This window comes from Exiguobacterium sp. J17977 (assembly GCF_018616375.1).
Classification (GTDB): Bacteria; Bacillota; Bacilli; order Exiguobacteriales; family Exiguobacteriaceae; genus Exiguobacterium; species Exiguobacterium mexicanum.
In genome coordinates this window covers 61657-83915 of record NZ_JAEQBB010000001.1, presented here as the reverse complement: position 1 = coordinate 83915, position 22259 = coordinate 61657, and the positions used below count along the sequence as shown (strand labels likewise).

At 54.4% G+C, this 22259-nt stretch carries 21 protein-coding genes; 5 read left to right on the top strand and 16 right to left on the bottom strand.

Annotated features, from left to right (window positions below):
- Window positions 1-555: 555 nt before the first annotated feature.
- From KNO58_RS00425 to KNO58_RS00410, 4 genes are all read left to right on the top strand, one after another.
- Window positions 556-1956, top strand: coding sequence for an FAD-binding oxidoreductase (locus KNO58_RS00425; protein ID WP_251026031.1), 1401 nt, complete (start codon window positions 556-558; stop codon window positions 1954-1956).
- Entirely contained in the window at window positions 1953-3284 is a 1332-nt protein-coding gene (locus KNO58_RS00420; RefSeq protein ID WP_251026001.1) for a (Fe-S)-binding protein, read from the top strand. Before KNO58_RS00425 ends, KNO58_RS00420 begins: the two co-directional genes overlap by 4 nt.
- A gap of 183 nt (window positions 3285-3467) precedes the next feature.
- Complete coding sequence (locus KNO58_RS00415) at window positions 3468-4592, top strand: ABC transporter ATP-binding protein (RefSeq protein ID WP_021066129.1); 1125 nt, start codon at window positions 3468-3470, stop codon at window positions 4590-4592.
- Window positions 4589-6175, top strand: a complete 1587-nt coding sequence (locus KNO58_RS00410; RefSeq protein ID WP_214751078.1) for an ABC transporter permease/substrate-binding protein — start codon at window positions 4589-4591, stop codon at window positions 6173-6175. The genes KNO58_RS00415 and KNO58_RS00410 overlap by 4 nt, the downstream gene beginning before the upstream one ends.
- A gap of 60 nt (window positions 6176-6235) precedes the next feature.
- Here the strand turns inward: KNO58_RS00410 and KNO58_RS00405 are convergent, their stop codons facing one another.
- From KNO58_RS00405 to glyA, 10 genes are all read right to left on the bottom strand, one after another.
- Window positions 6236-7396, bottom strand: coding sequence for a GGDEF domain-containing protein (locus tag KNO58_RS00405; protein WP_251026000.1), 1161 nt, complete (start codon window positions 7394-7396; stop codon window positions 6236-6238).
- A gap of 156 nt (window positions 7397-7552) precedes the next feature.
- Complete coding sequence (upp, locus tag KNO58_RS00400) at window positions 7553-8182, bottom strand: uracil phosphoribosyltransferase (RefSeq protein WP_021066126.1); 630 nt, start codon at window positions 8180-8182, stop codon at window positions 7553-7555.
- A 143-nt stretch (window positions 8183-8325) separates the two neighbouring features.
- The gene (locus KNO58_RS00395; RefSeq protein WP_214751076.1) at window positions 8326-9702 is read right to left on the bottom strand and encodes a glycoside hydrolase family 191 protein; all 1377 of its coding nucleotides are present in this window, start codon (window positions 9700-9702) and stop codon (window positions 8326-8328) included.
- Window positions 9703-10062: 360 nt separating this feature from the next.
- Window positions 10063-11292, bottom strand: a complete 1230-nt coding sequence (locus tag KNO58_RS00390; RefSeq protein ID WP_214751074.1) for a hypothetical protein — start codon at window positions 11290-11292, stop codon at window positions 10063-10065.
- A gap of 136 nt (window positions 11293-11428) precedes the next feature.
- Window positions 11429-12145 (bottom strand): hypothetical protein, encoded by a 717-nt coding sequence (locus tag KNO58_RS00385; RefSeq protein WP_251025999.1) that lies wholly within the window; start codon window positions 12143-12145, stop codon window positions 11429-11431.
- A gap of 116 nt (window positions 12146-12261) precedes the next feature.
- Complete coding sequence (locus KNO58_RS00380) at window positions 12262-13500, bottom strand: sensor histidine kinase (protein WP_214751070.1); 1239 nt, start codon at window positions 13498-13500, stop codon at window positions 12262-12264.
- Window position 13501: 1 nt separating this feature from the next.
- Window positions 13502-14179 (bottom strand): response regulator transcription factor, encoded by a 678-nt coding sequence (locus KNO58_RS00375; protein ID WP_214751068.1) that lies wholly within the window; start codon window positions 14177-14179, stop codon window positions 13502-13504.
- Between the two features lie 71 nt (window positions 14180-14250).
- Entirely contained in the window at window positions 14251-14520 is a 270-nt protein-coding gene (locus KNO58_RS00370) for a hypothetical protein (protein WP_214751066.1), read from the bottom strand.
- Between the two features lie 108 nt (window positions 14521-14628).
- Complete coding sequence (locus KNO58_RS00365; RefSeq protein WP_214751064.1) at window positions 14629-15555, bottom strand: hypothetical protein; 927 nt, start codon at window positions 15553-15555, stop codon at window positions 14629-14631.
- A 3-nt stretch (window positions 15556-15558) separates the two neighbouring features.
- Window positions 15559-16812, bottom strand: a complete 1254-nt coding sequence (gene glyA / locus KNO58_RS00360) for a serine hydroxymethyltransferase (RefSeq protein ID WP_021066118.1) — start codon at window positions 16810-16812, stop codon at window positions 15559-15561.
- A 129-nt stretch (window positions 16813-16941) separates the two neighbouring features.
- Here glyA and KNO58_RS00355 point away from each other — a divergent pair, with 129 nt between their 5' ends.
- A complete protein-coding gene (locus tag KNO58_RS00355; RefSeq protein ID WP_214751062.1) occupies window positions 16942-17727 on the top strand; it encodes an alpha/beta hydrolase in 786 nt (261 codons plus the stop codon).
- 33 nt (window positions 17728-17760) lie between these two features.
- On the opposite strand, the gene KNO58_RS00350 is transcribed toward KNO58_RS00355, so the two are convergent.
- The 6 genes from KNO58_RS00350 to prfA are packed head-to-tail and all read right to left on the bottom strand — an operon-like array spanning window position 17761 to window position 22186.
- The gene (locus KNO58_RS00350) at window positions 17761-18303 is read right to left on the bottom strand and encodes a TIGR01440 family protein (protein WP_214751867.1); all 543 of its coding nucleotides are present in this window, start codon (window positions 18301-18303) and stop codon (window positions 17761-17763) included.
- On the bottom strand, window positions 18300-18740 hold the full coding sequence (gene rpiB, locus KNO58_RS00345) for a ribose 5-phosphate isomerase B (RefSeq protein WP_214751060.1): 441 nt from the start codon (window positions 18738-18740) through the stop codon (window positions 18300-18302). The genes KNO58_RS00350 and rpiB overlap by 4 nt, the downstream gene beginning before the upstream one ends.
- Window positions 18741-18744: 4 nt before the next feature.
- On the bottom strand, window positions 18745-19245 hold the full coding sequence (locus tag KNO58_RS00340; protein ID WP_021066114.1) for a low molecular weight protein arginine phosphatase: 501 nt from the start codon (window positions 19243-19245) through the stop codon (window positions 18745-18747).
- Window positions 19246-19279: 34 nt separating this feature from the next.
- The gene (locus tag KNO58_RS00335) at window positions 19280-20278 is read right to left on the bottom strand and encodes an L-threonylcarbamoyladenylate synthase (RefSeq protein WP_214751058.1); all 999 of its coding nucleotides are present in this window, start codon (window positions 20276-20278) and stop codon (window positions 19280-19282) included.
- Window positions 20244-21116 (bottom strand): peptide chain release factor N(5)-glutamine methyltransferase, encoded by an 873-nt coding sequence (prmC, locus tag KNO58_RS00330; RefSeq protein ID WP_214751866.1) that lies wholly within the window; start codon window positions 21114-21116, stop codon window positions 20244-20246. Before prmC ends, KNO58_RS00335 begins: the two co-directional genes overlap by 35 nt.
- Window positions 21116-22186: a peptide chain release factor 1 gene (gene prfA, locus KNO58_RS00325; protein WP_214751056.1), complete on the bottom strand. Its 1071-nt coding sequence runs from the start codon at window positions 22184-22186 to the stop codon at window positions 21116-21118. Before prfA ends, prmC begins: the two co-directional genes overlap by 1 nt.
- Between the last annotated feature and the right edge of the window lie 73 nt (window positions 22187-22259).

The following is a 22259-nucleotide window of genomic DNA, read 5'->3' as shown; positions in this document are numbered from 1 at the left end:
CTGGAAATGGCATAAGAAGTCAATGAATTTCACAATTATAAAAGCGCTTTAAATCAAGGTGTATCAAGGCTTTTACGCAGTTCACAAACTAAATTAAAATCGCTAAATTTTAAAAAAGTATGAAGAAATGATGAAATAAAAATGTTGACTTTATAACATTTCACATTGCGAATCAGATGAAGAATAGTTCAGTTATACCTCCACGTTTTGGAAAACACAATGACAAACGGCTTACGTTCACAAAAGGTTTTGAAACGGACGTTGACCCGATTTTGAAATCGTTTACATCGCCCTGTATCAGTATACCGATTATCTTTTTGTCGTGTCGAGGGGTTCTGACGAATTTGTAGTGACGAATCTCACAGGGTGGTTTTAGCCGTCTGCTCGTCTGGAAATCCCTTGCCATCAAGCCGAAATGGGTGGACAATACCAGTTCGAATCGCTACGATTACGATGTAAGCGCTATCTAAAAATGTGTCGATTTTGTGACTTTCGAAACCGACGCCCGCATCATGAGATTTTTGATGCGTGTGAGGAGGAACTTCCATGGACTGGATGAATCAATTACGTGAGGAAATTGGTGCCGACGTGGTCTTCACGGACCAGACGACCCGACTCGCCTATTCGTTTGACGCGACGCCGAACTATCAAGCGATGCCTGACGCAATCGTCGCCCCCCGCTCGACCGAACATGTACAGGCCGTGTTGCGGCTGTGCCACACACATCGAATCCCAGTCGTCCCCCGTGGGTCGGCGACGAACCTCGCCGGCGGGACGACGCCGCTTTCCGGTGGTGTCGTCATGGATTTCCGCTATATGGACCGCATCCTTGAAATCGACGAGAAGAATTTGACGGTGACGGTCGAGCCGGGCTGCATCACTGCCAACTTGGCACAAGCCGTCGAGGCGAAGGGCCTGTTCTATCCGCCGGACCCGAGCTCGATGAAAATTTCGACGATTGGCGGCAACATTAGCGAGAATTCGGGCGGGTTACGCGGGTTGAAGTATGGCGTGACGGCCAATTACGTGCTCGCGCTCGAGGCGGTGCTCCCGAACGGCGACATGCTGCACACGGGCGGCAAGCTCGCCAAAGACGTGGCCGGATACGATTTGACCCGTCTCCTCGTCGGCTCGGAAGGTACACTCGCCGTCATCACGCAAGCGACGCTCAAGCTCATCCCGCTCCCCGAGACGAAACAGACAATGCTGGCTTTTTTCGAGGACTTGGACAGCGCGGCCCGGACGGTGAGCCGCATCATCGAGAACCGCGTCATCCCGGCGACGCTCGAGTTCATGGACAAGAAGACGATCGAGGTCGTTGAGGCGTATGCGAACATCGGATTGCCGACAGACGTCGGCGCCCTCCTTCTATTAGAACAGGACGGCCCGCATGACGTCGTCCGTCAAGACATCGAGGCGATGCATGCGGTCTGTCTAGAAGAAGGTGCCTTGTCGGTCGAAGTGGCGCGAGATGAGGCGCATGCCGAGACGCTACGGTACGCGCGGCGCATCGCCTTATCCGCCCTCGCTCGCCTCAGCCCGACGACGATTTTAGAAGATGCGACCGTGCCGCGGAGCGAGATTGCCGAGATGGTCCGGCGCATCGAAGCGATTGGACGGGCGTACGACATTCAAATCGCTACGTTCGGCCATGCCGGTGACGGCAATTTGCATCCGACGGTCGCGACCGATGCCCGGAATCATGAAGAGATGGAACGCGTCGAGGCCGCGTTCGCCGATATTTTCGCCGCCGCGCTCGACCTCGGTGGGACGATCACCGGCGAGCACGGGGTCGGGGCGATGAAAGCTCCGTATCTTGAATGGAAGCTCGGACCGGCCGGGATTGACGTCATGAAAGGCATCAAACTCTCCTTCGACCCGCACGGCATCATGAACCCGCAGAAGATGTTCGCCAAAGCGGCGAAAAAACGCATCGTCCAAGGAGGTAAATCATGAAGCAGACGCCCGAACTCACCACTCGCATGACCGAGAAGCTCGACTATGAAGAGATGCTCGGCTGCATGCGCTGCGGCTTCTGCCTGCCGACGTGCCCGACGTATATCCGCTCGAAAGACGAGTCTGCCTCCCCGCGCGGTCGCATCGCCATCATGAAAGGTGTCGTCGACGGGTTGATCGAACCGGACGAAGGGGTTGAGAAGACGCTCAACGAATGTCTCGGTTGTCTCGCCTGTGAGCCGGCATGCCCGGCCGGTGTGCGCTATAGCGTCTTGCTCGAGGACGCACGCGCCGCCATCACTGAGCATAAACGTGCGACGGGGCAAATGCCGGTCCGCGAGCGGCTCGTCAGGAAAGTCGTCTTTGACGGGCTGTTCTTGAATAAGGCGAAGATGGAGACGGCGACGGGTTTTCTCCGCTTCTATCAACAGTCTGGCGTCCAGACACTTACTCACAAGCTCCGCATCCTCGACTGGTTCCCGGACCAGCTACAGAAGATGGAGACGATTTTGCCGACGGTCCCGCCGAAGACGGAGCGACGACGGCGTCCGGAGCGAATCTCTGGGACGGGGTCGACGACGGCCCGCGTCGCCTTCTTCAGTGGATGCTTGATGGACACGATGTTTTATGAGACAAACGCGAACACGATCAAACTGCTTCAAGCAGCGGGCTGCGACATCGTCATCCCGAAAACGCAGCAATGTTGCGGGGCCTTACATGGTCATGCTGGTGAACAGACGGGCGCCGTCACGCTCGCCAAGCAGAATATCGCAGCGTTCGAGGCCGGGGACGTCGATTACATCATCACGAACGCCGGCGGTTGCGGCGCGTTCCTCGTCGGCTATGACCATCTGTTGAAGCACGACCCGGAATGGGCCGAACGCGCGGAACGGTTCACGGCCAAGATTAAAGACTTCGCCTCGATTTTGATTGAGGTCGGCTTCCTCGACCGCGTACCGCTCTCCCTACCGGAGCAGCTCATCACGTACCAAGACTCGTGCCACCTCCGCAACGTGCAAAAAGGGGCACTCGCCCCGCGGGTATTGCTCCAGGCGATTGAAGGGGCCGTCTATATCGAACAGCAACATGCCGACCACTGTTGCGGCTCGGCCGGAGTTTACAACTTGTTGCAACCGGTGATTGCGAATGACATCCTCGAGATGAAGATGGGTCACGTCAACGCCACAGCGGCGCAAACGATTGTGACGTCGAACCCGGGCTGCCATATGCAGATGCAGCTCGGTATTCAAGAATATGGAACTGACTCGATGCGTGCCGTCCATTTGGCGGATTTACTCGTCGAAGCGATGAATCATCCTGCAAACTAACAAACCGAGGGAAGGACACGTAGCTACAAGTGTCCTTCCCTTTCACGTTTTAAAATAAAAAAGGATAATAATAATCCCCGCTTTATCAAACGTTCAAACGCTTTTTTTGAAAATAATGTTTACAATCATCTGACAACGGGCATATAAGGTTATGTGAAAATAATTATTGAAAAGGGTGACTGCATGATTGAGTTTAAACAAGTCAAGAAAACGTTCAAACAGACGACCGTCTTGAAAGAGATGAACCTCACAATCAACAAAGGTGAGCTCGTCGTCTTTATCGGCCCGTCCGGCTGTGGGAAGACGACATCGTTGAAAATGATTAACCGCTTGATTGAGCCGACGGAAGGCACGATTATCGTCAACGGCCAAGACACACGCAAAATGGATCCGATTGAACTGCGGCGCCAGATGGGCTACGTCATTCAACAGACCGGCCTCTTTCCGCATATGACGATTCGCGAAAACATTCAATTGATTGCGAGCCTCGAGGGTCATGCCGAACAAGACATGGACGCACGCACCGAACACCTTCTCCGTATGGTCGGTCTCGACCCGGATCAGTTCATCGATCGCTATCCGAGCGAATTGAGCGGTGGGCAACAACAACGCATCGGTTTCGCCCGCGCCCTCATGAACGATCCTGAAGTCATTTTGATGGATGAACCGTTCAGCGCCCTCGACCCAGTGACTCGGAACGACCTGCAAGAAGAACTGTTCAACCTGCAAGAAGAAGTGAAAAAGACGATTGTATTCGTCACCCATGATATGGATGAGGCGATCAAGCTGGCCGATCGCATTTGTATCATGCGCGACGGGGAAATCGTCCAGTTCGATACCCCGGAACAAATCCTTCGGAACCCGAAAGACGAGTACGTCGAATCATTCATCGGGAAGAATCGAATTTGGAACAGTCCTGAATTCATCAAAGCGAAAGATATCATGATCACCGACCCGGTATCAATCAGCGGGAAACGGACGGTGCTTCAAGCGATTGAAATCATGCGTTCGCGCAAAGTCGACAGTCTGTTGATCACCGACCGTGATCGCGTCCTCCAAGGACTCATCAAATTGAAAGACGTCCACAGCATCCAAGACAAGACGAAGCGACTCGAGGAAGTCATGAATACGAATTACGCCTTCGTCTCAATCGAGGACTCACTTCTCGATATTTTAGACGTCATGAACACGAGCGACCAAGGGTACCTCCCTGTCGTCGACGGTTCAATACTTCACGGCTTGATTACACGCAGCAGCTTGCTTTCCGTCCTCAGTGAGCAATTCATGCAAGAGGAGGAAACGCTATGAACGCCATTCAATCATTTTTCGATTACTTCACGAACAACACCGATCAAATCGGAACGCTCTTGCTCGAACACTTACAACTGACGGTGTTCGCTGTCTCACTCGCGGTCCTGTTAGGGGTACCGCTCGGGATTCTCATCTTACGGATTCCGCGCCTCGCGAAACCGATTCTCGGACTGACGAGCGTCGTCCAAGCCGTACCAAGTTTGGCTCTCCTCGGCTTCCTCATCCCGTTCATCGGAATCGGTTCGACGCCGGCCATCATCATGGTCGTCTTATACTCGCTCCTCCCGATCGTGAAGAACACGTACACTGGCCTTTCGAGCATCCCGGGTGATACGCTCGAGTCAGCTAAAGGGATCGGCCTAACCGACCGTCAGATTTTGAGTAAGATTCAGCTCCCGCTCGCACTCCCGATCATCATGGCCGGGATTCGCATCTCGGCGGTCACAGCCGTCGGACTCATGACCATCTCCGCGTTCGTCGGAGCCGGTGGTCTCGGCTATCTCGTCTTCGCCGGGATTCAAACCGTTGACAACAACCAAATCCTTGCCGGTGCCATCCCGGCCGGTCTGCTCGCACTGTTGATTGATTTCATCGTCAGCCGCATCGAGTACAAGGTCGCACCGAACGGCATCGTCCTCGCGGATGGCCGGATGAAGAAAAAGACGCGTCGTTCGGCGAAGAAAGTCACAAAACCACTCATCGTCATCGCGACGGCGTTCGTCCTACTCCTCGCCGGTTCGATTTACGCCTTCACCCGTGAAGACGACACGATTGTCGTCGGATCGAAAAACTTTACCGAGCAATTGATTCTCGGGAACATGGTCGCCGACTTGATCGAAGACAAGACAGACCTCGATGTGAAACGTCAATTGAACCTCGGCGGGACCCAGGTCGCTTTCAGCGCCCTGCGGACCGGTGAGATTGATACGTACGTCGAATATACAGGCACGTTGTTCGTCGATGTATTGAAGCAAGACGTCGAGAACGACCCGGACGTCGTCTACGACAAGGTCGTGAAACAAGTGAACGAACGTTTCGATATCCGCACGCTCGACCCGATCGGCTTCAATAACACGTATGCCATTGCCGTCAAACAAGAAGACGTCGACAAATACGGTTTAAAGACCGTCTCAGATCTTGCCTCGGTGAGTGACGAGCTCGTCTTTGGTCCGACAATCGAGTTCTCAAACCGTGAAGACGGATACCTCGGCTTGAAAGAAGCGTATCCGTTCAACTTCCAGGACGTGAAACCGGTCGACGGAGGACTCCGCTATACGGCACTCATGAACAATGAGAGTAACGCCATCGACAGCTTCTCGACCGACGGCTTGCTTAAACGCTTCGATTTGACCGTCCTCGAGGACGACAAACAGTTCTTCCCGCCGTATTACGCGGTCCCAATCGTCAGTGAAGAGACGCTCGCCGAGCATCCGGAGCTCGCGGACGTGTTGAACTTGCTGAGCGGGAAAATCACGGACGAGACGATGCAAGAGCTCAATTATCTTGCTGACGTCGAGAAACAACGTCCGGAGAAAGTCGCCCGCGACTTCCTCATCCAAGAAGGATTGATTGAACAATAAACCTATGCGAAAGACGACCTGCCCGTAAAATCGGGAAGGTCGTCTTTTTAGCCACCGTATTTATCCAACGTTCGTCGCCTGCCCGACTGAGACACGGTTGCGCCCACTCTGTTTCGCCTGATAGAGGGCTTGATCGGCTGCCGCAATCAAGTCGGTCTTATCACCACTTAGCGATGGCGCATGCTCGGCGACACCGATACTGACACTCACTTTCCGCAACGGGGTGTATGTCTCGTGCGCGATGTTCAGTTTCAGCACCGCCTGCCGAATCCGTTCTGCGATTTCTTTCGGTTGGCGCGCGTGGCGTGGCCGCAGGAGCACCGCGAACTCTTCGCCTCCATATCGGGCCGTCATCCCGTCTTCCCCGACCGCACGATGAATCGCTTTCGCTACTCTCTCGAGGCAAGCGTCTCCGGCTAAATGACCGTATGTATCGTTAAACGTCTTGAACGCATCGATATCGAGTAAGAGAAGTGCGAGCACGTCACCGGTATCGGTCGCTTCGTCCCACATCCGTTCTAGCTTCTCGTCAAACGCGCGACGATTCCAAATCCCGGTCAAGGCGTCATGGAGCGAGCGATGGATGAGCGCCTGTTTGCTGCGCTCGAGCCGGAACGTGTGCATGAACGTCAACAACAACAACAACGCGATGCCGACGACAATGAAGATGACCCATTTCGCCGAATTCGAGGCGGTTTCGCTTCGAAGCGTGGCTTGTTGGATGATCTTGTCGATATCTTCACGAAGGGCCGCATCGACGTCCCGAAACTGATTGATATAATCGATCCCGCTAAAACGGCGCGCGTTCGCTTCGACGACATCCCCCGCCTCGATGAGTTCGATTTGGGACGCATGGAACGCCTCCATCTGTTGAATGAGCGGCAATGCCTCGTCTTGAATCAATTGCTGCATGATGGGATGACGATCGTCGAGCTCACGAATCACCTGAATCGTCTCTACTAACGACCGTTTTGTCGCCTCATATTGTTCGAGCGACTGCGCATCTTGGTTATATGTATAGCCACGGACCGATAACTCTTGGTCAAGCAATAATCGAAACAGTTCCGAGGCGGCGTTCGAAATCGGAATCGCCTCTTCGACAATCCGCCGGTTCTCTTGCTCGATGTCTTGAAACGCACTATAGCTCCAGACGCTCGTCAAAAACAACGCCATCAAGGAGATGAGTAAATATCTTTGCAGTAGCGAGAATTTAGTCTTCATCGTGTCTCTTCCCTTATCCCGACATCGGACCGGCTTGCGGTCTCTTCCTCTTCTACTATCGGCCGTCTCTTCCGTCGTCTCAACTAATTTGAATCGATTGGTGCACATTCCCATAAAAAAGAGAGGATCACTGGGATCCTCTCATCGGGTTCATGCTTATTTTGTTCCGAACAGACGGTCACCTGCGTCACCGAGACCTGGTACGATGTAGCCGTGGTCGTTCAACTTCTCGTCAAGTGCGGCGAGATAGATTTCGACGTCCGGGTGTTCTGCTTGAACACGTTCCACACCTTCAGGGGCTGCACAGAGGCAAGCGAGCTTGATCGACTTGGCACCGTGCTTTTTAAGCGCGGCAATCGCGTCGGCTGCTGAACCGCCTGTCGCGAGCATCGGGTCGACGACGATGAAGTCACGTTCTGTGACGTCCGTCGGCAACTTGAGATAGTATTCGTGCGGCTCGAGCGTCTCTGGGTCACGGTATAAACCGATGTGACCGACTTTGACGTTCGGCATCATTTTGAGGAAGCCATCCACCATGCCGAGGCCTGCCCGTAAAATTGGGACGATTCCCAATTTCTTGCCGGCAATCATCTTCTGTGTCGATACAGAGACCGGTGTCTCGATTTCCACATCAGTAAGCGGAAGGTCGCGTGTAATTTCATATGCCATGAGTGACGAAACCTCGTCTACGAGTTCACGGAACTGCTTCGTCCCCGTCTCTACTTTACGCATAATCGTCATCTTGTGCTGAATCAATGGGTGGTCATAAACGTGTACTTTGCCCATCATGCTTCACTCCTCTCTCAATCTCTCTTGAGCATTGTACCCTAACTTTTCTGAGAAAGGTAGAGTCAACTTCTGTTTTCTAAGAGGTCAGACGAAACCCGAAGGAACGAAATCGATCCCTCGGGGTTCAGGTGACACACGGTTTAGAATTTGAAGAAGTTTAGGAAACCGGCCGTCTTGTGTTTCACTTTTCCGCACATGTTTCCTTTGGCGGCGTGATGGTCGTTAGACGAGCTGTGCTTGGCGGCATGCTTTTTAGCATGTTTTTTGGCATGCTTCTTCGCCTTCTTCTTCTCTTTTTTGTCTTTCTTCTCTTGCTTCCAGTCCGCTTTTGCTTTTTGTTTCGACTCGGTCGGTTTGTCCGTCGAGGCATCCGCTTTCGGTGCTGAGACTGGCTTTGCGACAGGCTTTGTTGTTGTCGTTTCAGCTGGCTTCGTCGTTGTCGTTGTAGCCGGCTTCGTTGTTGTCGTTTCAGCTGGCTTTGTTGTTGTCGTTGTAGCTGGCTTCGTCGTTGTCGTTGTAGCCGGCTTTGTTGTTGTCGTTTCAGCTGGCTTCGTCGTTGTCGTTGTAGCCGGCTTCGTTGTTGTCGTCGCAGCTGGCTTTGTTGTTGTCGTTGTAGCTGGCTTCGTCGTTGTCGTTGTAGCTGGCTTCGTTGTTGTCGTAGCTGGCTTTGTCGTTGTCGTCGTAGCTGGTTTCGTCGCCGGTGCTACTGCGGCCGGTGCCGTTGTCGGCGCCGTGTCCTTGGTGCGCGTCACGAGACCCGCATTCCAGTTCACGTAAGCATCCGCTTCGTGGAAGTGGATGAATCCAGAATCTTTGGCCAGTTTATGGCTATCCGCGCTAAGACGTGTCGAAATCGTAAGCGTCTTGACCGAATGCTTCGCGTCGACCGCTTGTAATTTCTTAATCATGTTTTGTGACCAAGCGTCACTCTTGATCGTGTCGGCGTTGAAGCTCTCCCACATGATGCCATCGACGTAAGGTGCCGTTGACGTTTCCAATGTGTCGAAGCCCCAGTTTTGAACCATGGCGATATCGCCATAGCGCGCCCGTGCTTGTTTCAAGAAGTTGACGAGTCCGTCCCGTTGCTGCTTGAGCACGGTCGGGTTGTTCAAATGTTCGTTATCGATATCACCGACCGTATCCATGAACACGCCATCGATGCCTTTGGCGATGACTTGGTTCTGGATTTCCGTGAGGAGCAATCCTTGGAAGTGCGGTGAGGCGATGTTCGTCAAGTACGAATCCCATTCCGAGTAATGGACACGTTGTCCGTTACGCGTAAAGAAGTCACCTGACTGAAGTTTTGACATGAGACCCGTGTTCCATGTCGCAACTTCCATGACGCTAATATATCCGAGTACTTTTGTCCCGCGTGCTTTGATTTGCTCCACTTGCGATTTCGTGTAATGGAGCGGCTCGATGATGACGAGGTCATAGTTTTGCATATCTTTCAAAATCGCTGCCGTTGGATGGCCATAATACACTTGATAGTTCTTCACACCGTCGAGTGGGTTCATGGTTTGTGCCCCCGTTTTAGACATGTTCAGACTAACAATCAACAACACTACCGTTAGAGACATAATTAACTTTTTCAATTTCACTACCTATTCCTCTCCTGATGACTGACAAAACGTGGTGACGGACGATGATGGTTGAATGGAGTTGTGTCTCGTTGCTCCCCCTTTTCTTATATTCAAATGACGAGAAGGTTAGTGCTGTGTGTTTTATGGATGTATCGGATTCGTGTATGTAATGTTGAACCTTCGCAAAAAAAATTATAGGATAGTTTTTTACGAAAACATAGTGTCAATTTGACAACAAAAACCCGTCTCACGACATGAAAGTGTCATGAAACGGGAATAGGTTTAGTTTTCAGCCTATATGTAAGTGTCGAGCAATTCTTCAAATTCCAGTTGATCAATCAAATAGACCCGCTTCGTCTCGACGTCCATCAATTGAAGGGACTCTTTCCCTTCCTCAATCCAAACGTCGAACCGTTGCTCGGTCAACTGTTCATACAACGCGAGCGTCCCGCGTCGTTCGCCTGTCGGTGCAGCGCTCGTCGTCTTCACACGGGACAATAGTTCGAACAGCTCGCGTGTGTTCGGGCCACCGAGATGAGCCGTCTTCGTTTCCGTCTCATACGTTGCCAACCGCATCACCTCTTTTTGCTCCGATGTGATCGTCAATTCACCGGCACCTGGTCGTTGAACGGTGCCCCATACCTCGATCACGGTACCATACCGACTTGATAAGACGGCAGAGTCTTTCTCCGTGACGTCTTCAATCGGTTTATCAGCGAGCACGATTCGCTTCAACAGACGCTGTCCTTCGGCGTCTAAATTGAAAATCGCTTCTTTCGAGTCGATTTGCACGTACTCGCCCGCGAGCGACGCAGGTAATACAGTGCGGTCCCACGCCTGTTTTGTGCCCATCTGGAGCGTGATCCGTTGATCGGCCAATTGGGTCAAGAACGCCACGCCTTCATTCTTGCCGCTCTCGAAGACGAACAGCCCCGGCTCAATCAATTGTCCCGCCTCAGTACCGTCTTGATAGACGAGATAGTTGACATGAAGCGCACCACGGTCCGGCGTGTGATACCGGAAGACCGAACCGGGAATAATCGTCTCATGCGTCTCATTGACCGCGAAGGCGCGTGCCACGGTCGCGACGTCCGGTTCAGGAACGAACGATAGCGTGTTCCCGACATCGACTTCCCTCGGCGCAGACGTGGCCGAGGACTCGAACGCCTCGAGTGCATCCGTCCGGAAGACACGCTCATTTTGTTCGTTGCTGTTCAAGCAAGAGATGTAACGGTCATCCCCGCTCCGCCAATATTTGACGGTCTTGCTGCCTAACTCATCATAGAAAGGATGACGGAATGTGATGGCCGCCAGTTCGGCCCGACGTGTCGGCAACACGTCTGTCGGTTGTTGCTCACAGTAAGCCAACAATCGCGTCTTTAACGCAGACGTCAACGGAACGTCTCGGTCTTGTTGAATCGCATACGTCGACAGTGGTCGTAAATTGAGCGCATTGATTTCACTCGTCCCGCAGCCACTGACTACCATCATAGCTAGACTCATCAGTCCGATGACTCTTCTCATCCCGCCCCCTCCTTTCACATTTATATGGTTCGAATCGCCTAAAATTTTCTTTTTCACTTTATCATACAATAATAATTATTGACCATGTTAAGAAGAATAAACAAAAAATGCCACTCGCGTGGCATTTTGGCATTTTTTAGTCGTCGTCGCGATCATCCTCTTGATCATCGTCACGGTCGTCATCTTGGTCATCATCGTTTTGATCATCTTGATCGTCCTGGTCATTTCGGTCATCGTCACGTTCAATCTCTTTCACTTGCTGTTGAAGGTTCAACTCGAGTTTGACACGGTCACCGGCTTTTGGCGCTTCGTCGTCAAGTTCGTAGCGGCTCGCGAGTTTAAATGTCTCCGACTTACCGTCACGCTCGATGGTCACGTCACGGTCCGACAGGCTGACGAACGTGCCGTAGATATCGAAGTCGTCACTCTCACGGTCGACTTCCTTCACTTCTTCGTTTTGATTGAATTCGAGTTTGACGCGGTCACCGGCTTTCGGTGTATCGTCGTCAATCTCATGACGGGCCGCGAGCGGGTACGTCGATTCTTTACCGCTGAAGCTGATCGTCACGTCACGATCCGATAAGCTGACGAGGGTACCATACAATTCATAATCATCGTCATCGACCGAGCGAACCGGCGTATCGTTCGACGCTGACCCTTCTGACGGAGCGGCCGCCTCTTGACTCGCATCATCTTGCGTGTCGTCTGCGGCATCATCGGTTCCGTTGTTCACGCTATCGACCGCCCGTGGGACGATGACCGTGTCCGTCTTGTCGTTCGCGACATACAACCCAATCCCGGCGACGGCTAGTACCGCCAACCCAACTCCTAAAATCCATCCGATTAATTTCATGATGTCTCCTCCTCGTTTCATGTGGTGAACTTGTTCTACATCTTCATCATAGAACGGTGACCTTAGAGCACCACGAGGATTCCATTAGAAAATGATGAGAATCTGCGAAAGATTTGTCATTTTGTGACGTAAAAGACACTGCCGTCCGGCGCGTTCGCATAACTGCCGACCTTCCATCCGTTCAAATCCGCCACTTCCTTGGCGATGGCGAGGCCAAGTCCGCTGCCGCTCCGGTCTCGCGCCTCATCGAGTCGATAGAAGCGGTCGAACAGTCGCGCCCGGTCTTCCTCACTGAGCGTCGTCCCATGGTCCCGTACTTCGATGCGGTCGGGCGTCATCGTGACACGCGTGTCGGTCGCATATTTCAAACTGTTGTCAATGAAAATGACGACGAGCCGTTGCAACGAATCGCGATGCCCGTGCCACTCCCCCATTGCCTCGATCGGTACGTGGATACCGTGCGATCGCTCGAATCGCTCGGTCAACTGCTCGGCCAGCTCGGTCAAGGTAATCGCTTCGGTCTCCACGTCTTCGAGCGAGGAGAAACGGCTCAGCTCGAGCATCGGTTCAATCAAGTCCTCACGCATTTGCCGCGACTCGGTCAAGATATGGTCAATCGCCTCGTCGCGGACGGCCGGGTCGCTCTGACCCCAGCGCCGAAGCAGTTTGGCGTACCCTTCGATGACGGTGAGCGGTGTCTTCAGTTCATGTGAAACATCGGCGACGAAACGTCGTTGTTGCTCCATCGACCCTTCGACTCGCGCAATCATTTGGTTAAAGCCCGTCGCGAGCGTCGATACCTCATCTTTGTCCTTGCCGACATCGATTGTCTCAAGCGTACCTGACTCGGTGATTCGTTCCATCGTCGATTCGAGACGGCGTAACGGGTCGAGCCCTTGGCGTACGATCCATAGACTGCCGAGGAACGTCACCGCCACGGCAATCAGGAAGATGACAAGGAAAATCGTCGCCAGCGTCCGCAGCGTTTCACTCACGGCCGCGTCTTGAAAGGCGTAACCAAGCCCATTCGACGTCGCGATGACGAACCAGTCATCGACGAGCGCCGGTTCCCCGAAATTGACCGGGAATCGAAGAGCGCCATCGGCCTGTCCACCGATGATGCCCCAATCGCCGTTCGCCTGCCGTTCGAGCACGACACTGTCCTCGTGCAACGACAAGACGGCTTGTTGGTTCCGCTCGTCTTCCTCGAGCAAGCTGAGCGCCTGGCGCAAGACGTCATAACGAGCGTCGACGATCTGTTGGCGCGAGACGAGCCAGGCGACACCGAACGAGGTGATCAGCAGGAACAACATGAATCCCGCCATCGCCAAGGCGATTTTCGTCCGTAGCTTCATCTTACTCACCACGCTTCAACATATAGCCGACGCCTCGGACCGTCTGAATCCAAGAGCCTCCGAGTTTCTTGCGGACATAGCGGACGTACACATCGACGACGTTCGTGTCCCCGTAATAGTCAAAGCCCCAGACGTGCTCGACGAGTTGATCGCGCGTGAGTACGCGCTCCGGATGTTCGAGCAAATAGACGAGCAAATCGAACTCACGTCGGGTCAAGTCGACTTTTTGCCCCTCACACATCACTTCGTGGCGATTGACGTCGACAGTCAACCCTTCATAAGTAAGAACCCGTTCACTCGTATCGACTTGGACGTGTTGCCGCATCCGTAAGAACGCCCGGATCCGCGCGAGTAACTCTTCCATCTCGAACGGTTTCGTGATGTAATCGTCGGCCCCGAGGTCGAGACCGCTCACTTTATCGTAGCGGTCCCCGCGTGCCGTCACCATCAATACCGGAAGTAACGGCTGCTCTTCTTTGACGCGGCGCACGACTTCAAGTCCGCTCATCTGCGGCAGCATGACGTCAAGCAACATCAGGTCAATCCCACCGGCGAGCGCCCGGTCGAGCCCGGCTCGCCCGTCATGGGCGACCTCGACTTCATAGCCGGCATGCATGAGTTCCAGTTCGAGCAGTCTGGCAATTTTAGCATCGTCTTCGACGACGAGAATCGTAGGCATGGCATTCATCCTTTCTCAAAAAAACGCCGAGCAGTCTGCCCGACGCATCATTCTAAGTGTTCCCGGATTCCTCAGTCAAAAAACGGACGAACCGCTTCAGGAATCGCTTGTTCGACGCGCAATTCGAACGAGTCGCCGATTTGGTCGAACGTCGACTCAAATCCCTCTACGCGAAACGCCATATCAGTCCCGATTTGGGCGAGTTGGTCGAGCCACGCGTTACCCGTCAAGGTAAATAATAAGAATCCGGCGACCCCAGCCAACATCAATGTCAATGCGAGCGCACCGACCATCGCCCCTCGAATCAATCTTCCAATCTTTCCTCTGCTAGTTGAGCGCATATGTCCCTCTCCCTTATCCTTTTTCTTTACTGTACGGGAGCGAGCTGAGAAAGAGCGGTGAAATTGATTAGAATTTGATGAGAAAAAGGTCACAGCACGGCTGCGACCTCAGTCTTCCTCGAGCACCGATTTGGCAATCGGGGCCCAGTATGTCCCGTCCATGGCGGCGACTTCGGCGAGCGTCGTCCGGTACGTGTCGTCCCCGGCCTTCTTCTCGGCGATGCCTTTCATCCATAAGACGTCCGCCTTATATCCCGACTCTGGATACGTGTCGACATAGGCGGCATAATCGGCAATCTTCGCTTCGCCGAGCTTGTTGTCGACGAGCAACCGATAAAAGCCGACGGCCTGTTCTTGGCCGGCTTTCGCCTTGCCGACGAGGAGCGCGTCGGCTTCCTCATAACGCTTGTCCGAGACGAGCGTCTCGACTTCACCGAGTGGGATGACGGCCGGCGCCTCAGGGGCTTCGGTCGTCTCGTCCTCGGTTTGGAGCGCCTCGTTCGCCTCCTCGAGTCGAGCGACTTCTTGTTCGAGCTCTTCTAACCGTTTCGCGAGTGCCTCATCCTCCGTCACCGTTTCGACTCGTTCGTTGGATGCGGTCGGCGTCACGGCAGGCGGCTCCGCATCCGGCCAAAGGAAGAGGGCGACCAGACCGAGGCCGACGACGAGCGGCAGACCGAGCCAAGATTTGTTCCATTTAAAGGCGTTGCGCCAAGCCGACAAGTCCGCATGACCGGTGACGGCCGGCGAGAACGAACGAAAGCGGCGCTGGGCCGCCTTCTTTCCGTTCGCCTTCACTTCGAGCGCAAGCCCGAGCCGATGAAACGCCGCCGGCACTTTCATTCCGAGAAGCGGTACAATCCGTTCACTTGCCTCGATATAATACCCGTGGTCGAGCAGCGTCGTCACGACCCCGAACTCGTTCGCGACGAGGCGAAACGTCGGGTCGTGCTCGCCTTTTCGGACGAGCCATTCTGTCATATCGATGAGCGGCAGTTCCGCAAGTTCCCGTTCTGCGAGTGTCCGTACGTCCATTCGTCAGCCTCGTTCAGGATAGAGCGAGAACTTCGACGTCAACGCGCGAACTGCTTCGTGCGCTTCCGCCAGCACTGCTTCATCTTCATGGTTCGTCAAGACGCGTCCGATCAAGCGAGCGACTTCACGCATATCGTCTTCTTTCAATCCGCGTGTCGTCATCGCGGCCGTCCCGAGTCGAATCCCGCTCGTGACGAACGGTGATGCCGGATCGAACGGAATCGTGTTCTTGTTGACCGTGATGCCGGCTGCGTCGAGCGCATGCTCGGCCGCTTTCCCGGTGATGTCGATGCCGCGGAGATCGACGAGGAGAAGGTGGTTATCCGTACCGCCCGATACGATGCGGAGCCCTTCCTCTTCAAGACCTTGTGCGAGCACTTGCGCGTTCTTGATGACTTGTGCCTGATACTCTTTGAACTCAGGTTGGAGCGCTTCTCCGAACGCCACGGCCTTCGCCGCGATGACATGCATGAGCGGACCGCCTTGAATGCCTGGGAAAATCGACTTGTCGATCGCCTTGGCGAACTCTTCTTTACAGAGAATCATGCCGCCGCGCGGTCCGCGAAGCGTCTTGTGCGTCGTCGTCGTCACGAAATGCGCGTGCTCGACCGGGTTCGGATGAAGACCGGCCGCGACGAGACCGGCGATGTGGGCCATGTCGACCATGAGGTAGGCACCGACGCTATCTGCGATTTCACGGAATTTGGCGAAGTCGATTGTCCGCGGGTACGCCGAGGCACCAGCGACGATGAGTTTTGGTTTATGTTCTTTCGCGAGGGCTGCGACGACGTCATAATCGATGTGTTCTGTCTCTTTGTCCACACCGTATTCGACGAAATTGTACTGAACGCCTGAGAAGTTGACCGGACTTCCGTGCGTCAAATGGCCACCGTGCGACAAGTTCATGCCGAGCACCGTGTCCCCTGCTTCAAGGACGGTGAAGTAAACGGCCATGTTCGCCTGCGCACCCGAATGCGGCTGGACGTTGGCGTGTTCTGCACCGAACAGCTCCTTGGCGCGGTCGCGGGCCAAGTTCTCTGCCACGTCGACGAACTCACAACCACCGTAGTAGCGACGGCCTGGATAACCTTCCGCGTACTTGTTCGTTAGCACGCCACCTTGCGCTTCCATCACTGCTTCTGAGACAAAATTCTCCGAGGCAATGAGTTCGATGTTCTCGCGTTGGCGACCGAGCTCGTGTTGCATCGCTTCAAACAATTCCGCATCCTGTACTTTCAACTTCGTCGTGTTTACCATGTTGAAACCCCCTCTGAATGTCTAAAAATCAACACCCCCATCGTAACATATGCTTCTTTTTTTGGGTATCGTCTAATCCACGGGCAAGTCGGGTATCATATGAAAGAAGACGATCAGAGGAGGCTACTTATGATTGAGACAAAACAAATCACCATTACCCCGTTCGAGCGCGAGCGGACGATTCGGGTGTATACCCCGGCCGATTATGACACGACAGACAAACGATATCCCGTGCTCTATATGCACGACGGGCAAAATGTGTTCGCCGATGAGGACGCGAGCTATAAGATGAGCTGGCGCGCCGGTGAATATATGGACGCCTCGAAGCGCGACATCATCATCGTCGGCATCGACAGCGCCCCCGGCGAGATGCGGCTCGACGAGTACGGTCCGTGGGAGAACCCGTACATCGGCGAGAGCCTGCTCAGTCAGGACGTGACGCTCGGCGGACAAGGATCGGCCTACATTGAATATATCGCCCAAGAGTTGAAGCCGATGATTGATGCGGACTACCGGACGAAACCGGACGAGACGGCGATGATGGGTAGCTCGATGGGTGGGTTGATCTCGATTTACGCCGCATGCGTCTATCCCGATATCTTCAAGCGCGTCGCCTCGTTGTCCTCGGCGTTCTGGTTCAACCAGACCGAACTCGAGCAATTGATTGACGCGAGTGATTTGAACGGCGTCGAACGTCTATACATGGACGTCGGTCGCAAAGAAGTCGAACAGCCGTCAGCGGACGGTCCGACGAACGAGATGTATCTCGAGTCGAGTGAGCGCGTCTACGCCCTGTTGCGCGATAAAGTCGACCACATCCGCTTCGAGGTCATCGAGGAGGGCGTGCATAACGAACTCGCTTGGCGGGAACGGTTCCCGATGGTCATTTCCTATCTATTCAGTGAAGAATTGTAACGCAAAAAAGCCGGTCAATGCGACCGGCTTTCGTCATTTCGCTGGATAGTGGGCCCGCGGGCCGCCAATCAGTTTCGGTCGCGTGATGGCGAACGTGACGTACGCCTCCCCGAGCTGCTTCGCCGACAATCGGACCGGAATCGCGACCGGCTTCAAATGCATGCCGATCAACGTCGAGCCGATATCGATGCCGGCGTCCGCTTGAATCGATTCAACGACGCACGGGGCATCGAAGCGTTCATACGCTTTCTCCGCCATCGCCCCGCCCGCTGCGCGGACCGGGACGACCGTCACTTCCGTCAACCCGAATTGTTTGAGCGTCCGACGTTCGACGGTAAGAGCACGGTTGATGTGCTCGCACCCTTGAAAGGCGAGATGGACACCAGTCTTGTCTCGAAACGCAAGGAACGCCTCAATCAAATCCGACGCCACATCAATCGAACCCGCTTTCCCGATTGTCTTGCCGACGACCTCGCTCGTCGAACAACCGATGACGAGCATCTTTTCCTCATCTAACGGAAACCGTTCATGCAACTCCGTCAATAAGTTCAAAAGCTCCGCCTTCATCGTCGTCACTTCGTTTCGTAAGCGCTCATCTTGTCGACACGGTTCGAGTGGCGTCCGCCTTCGAAGTCCGTATCGAGCCATGTCGCCACTAAGTCGAGTGCAAGACCCGGTCCGATGACGCGCTCGCCCATCGTCATGATGTTCGAGTCGTTATGTTGACGCGTCGCTTTCGCGCTGAACGAGTCGTGCACGAGTGCCGCCCGGATGCCTTTCACTTTGTTGGCGGCAATGCCAATGCCGATTCCAGTCCCACAAATCAAGATGCCACGGTCGAACTCGCCGGCCGCGACTGCTTCGGCGACCGGGATGGCTACGTCCGGATAATCAATTGAATCGGCCGAGTGCGTCCCGAAGTCCTTATATTCGTGACCGAGCTCCTCTAACAGTCCTACAATCTCTTTCTTCAAGTTGAAGCCGCCATGGTCGGCGCCAATTGCGATTTTCATTCCGTCATTCCCCCGTCTTCTTTGGTAGGCGTCTCGGTGGTTTTGTCACCTTTGACCCGTCATTCGTCAATTTTAGCACAAGTCGATTCACGAGTGGTTCGAGTTCGTTTCGGACTTGGCGATAGACGTTCATCGACCCTCCAAACGGGTCGTTGATATCGCGCTCGAGTCCCGTGACGAACTCATATAATGTGAATGTGCGATCGGCCAAATCCGGATACGTATCCCGAATTTGTTCACGATGCGCCCGTGTCATCGTCAAGATGACGTCCGACCAGCGTCCGAGGACGTCGTCAAACGTCTGCGTCACGTGCTCGAGCTCAATTCCTCGTTCACGCAACACTTGGAGTGCATTTTCTGATGCGTCAAACCCTTGCATCGTCCGAAGCCCGGCTGAACGAATATCGAACTCGTCCCCCGTCACTTTCGAGCGGAGCAGGGCCATCGCCATCGGGCTTCGGCATGTGTTCCCACTACATATGAATAATACGCGTTTCATCGACATCGCGTGATCCTCCTCTATGTCCTTAAGCCTCTTCCTATGGACGGATGACTTTACCGCCAGCCGCCTTATAGAGGCGGTTATAAACGGCAAGAGCGACTCCCGTCGGTTCAATCCGATTCACGTAAATCTCTTCTACATCCGTCTCATCAAATTTGCGCAACGCCTCATATAGCCGCTGGGCCGCCGTCTCCATCGAAGTCCCGAGAGAGAGGGTGACGTCAGCCGGGGTCGTCGCTTCATCGAACACGAGCGCGCCAACTCGTTTGCCCGCTTCCTGCCGTGCCATGACGACACGGACGAGGTCTGCGCGTCCCCCTTCGACTAAATACAGGGGTGCGCTCGGGGCATAATGGGTGTACTTCATTCCTGGTGATCGTGGCGCAGCTGTTTCATCGCTCAAGTTGGCATCGAGAATGACCGGGCCGATGACCGCTTCAATCGCTTCTTTCGTGACACCACCCGGACGCAAAATCGTCGCCGGTTCTGCCGTGCAATCGATTACGGTCGACTCGACGCCGATGCCCGTCGGTCCCCCATCCATAATACCCGCGATCCGACCGGTCAAATCATCTGCCACGTGCCGGGCCGACGTCGGTGATGGACGTCCCGAACGGTTCGCACTTGGTGCTGCTAGTCCAAGACCGGACGTGCGGATCAAGTCGAGCGCGGCCGGATGGTCCGGCATCCGCAATCCAATCGAATCAAGACCAGCCGTCACGAGTGACGACGCCCGACCGTTCGACGGTAAGATGATGGTCAAGGCACCGGGCCAAAACGCGTCCATTAAGCGTCTCGCGACCGGCGGGATGGTTTGCGCGAAATGTTCGGCCTGTTCGACCGTGGCGACGTGGACGATGAGCGGGTTGTCCGATGGTCTTCCTTTCGCCTCGAAAATCTTTTTGATGGCGACATCGTTCGTCGCATCTCCGGCGAGTCCGTAGACGGTCTCCGTCGGGATGGCAATCACCTCGCCAGCCTTCAAGAGACGTACCCCTTCCTCAACTTCTGTCGGCTTGATCCATTTCGTTTCCATGCGCAATCCCTTCCCTCACGGCGTAGACGATTCGGTCTTTGCCGTTTATATCTTTTAAAATACCCGTTTCTGCTTCAGGATAACGTTCGGACAGGTACGATTTCACAACTTGTCCTTGATTATACCCGATTTCAAATACAATCAATTGCCAATCGGCACACAGGACGCGCATCGAGTCGGCAATGATTGTTCGATAAAAGTCGAGCCCGTCCGCTCCGCCGAATAAGGCGAGGTGGGGCTCATATCCCGCCACCGTCTCATCGAGCAGTTCGTCCGCCTCAATATAAGGCGGATTCGAGACGAGGACACGAATCGAGTCGTCAGCAATCGGTGACAGGCAATCGCCTTCATGGAAGATGACGTCGGCACCGAGCGTCGCTGCATTTCGTTTGGCGACCGCAATCGCTTCCCGGGAAATATCGACCGTTTGGACACGGACACCGAGCTCGAGACTGAGCGTGACGGCAATCGCGCCGCTCCCTGTCCCGATGTCGACGATGTCATCGTCGGAGACGTTATGCACATGCTCGACGAGCCATTCAATCAGCTCTTCCGTTTCCGGACGCGGAATCAAGACGTCACGATTGACCTCGAACATCCGTCCATAAAACGGGGCGTGACCAATCAAATGTTGGACCGGCTCGCCGGCCAAAAGACGCTCGAGCCCGGCGTCAAACGACGCCGTCTCTTCCGGCGTCAATTCGTCAGACAAACGGATGAGCAGTCCCGTCCGATCGACGTCAAGGACGTGCATGAGCCACCACTCCGCCGTCGAGGCGTCACGCCCCGCGGCCGCAAGCTCCCGTTCCGCTTGTTTCAGCTTCGCTGCAATCCGCATCAATCGACATCCTCCATCAGACGGGCCTGTTCGTCCATGACGAGGGCGTCGATGATATCTTCAAGTTCTCCGGCGAGGACGCGGTCGAGCTTTTGGAGCGTCAAACCGATGCGGTGATCGGTCACACGGCTCTGCGGGAAATTATACGTCCGAATCCGCTCCGAGCGGTCTCCCGTTCCGACCGCAGACTTTCGTTGCGCCGACAATTCTTGAAGGTGTTCGCTCTGCATCTTGTCATACAGGCGAGCCCGGAGTACTTTGAGCGCCTTGTCCTTGTTTTTATGTTGCGACTTCTCGTCCTGACACGAGACGACGAGCCCCGACGGGATGTGCGTCAAGCGCACGGCCGATTGGGTCGTGTTGACCGACTGGCCACCTGGCCCCGACGATGTGAACGTGTCGACGCGGACGTCTTTCATATCGATGTGCACTTCGACGTCCTCTGCTTCCGGCAACACAGCGACCGTCGCCGTCGACGTATGAATCCGTCCACCCGACTCGGTCGATGGGACACGTTGGACCCGATGCGCTCCGTTCTCGAACTTCAGTTTCGAATAGGCACCCGCCCCGTTAATCAAGAACGTCACTTCTTTGAAGCCGCCGAGTTCTGTATAGTTGGCGTCAATCAATTCGGCCTTCCAGTTCTGCCGCTCGGCGAACCGGGTGTACATCTTATACAGGTCGACCGCGAACAGTGCCGCCTCGTCCCCACCGGCTGCCCCGCGAATCTCGACGATGACGTTCTTGTCGTCGTTCGGATCTTTCGGTAACAACAAGACGCGCAGTTTCGCCTCGAGCGCCTTCACTTCCGGCTCAAGGAGTGACATCTCCTCTTTGGCGAGCTCACGCATCTCGGCATCGAGCGTGCGATCCTCGAGCATCGTTTTCGCTTCTTTATACGCCGTGCTCGTCTCTTTATAGTGACGATACGCCTGTACCGTCTCTTCGAGTTGCGACTGTTCTTTTGAATATTGTCGTAATTTATTCGCATCGCTGAGCACTTCAGGGTCAGCGAGCATCTCATTTAATTGCATATAGCGTTCTTCTAATACGCTCAAACGGTCAAACATGATGATCCGTCCTTTCTCCGTCAAATCGAACTGTCTTCATTATAGCAAAAAACGAACCGCCGAGGGCGGTCCG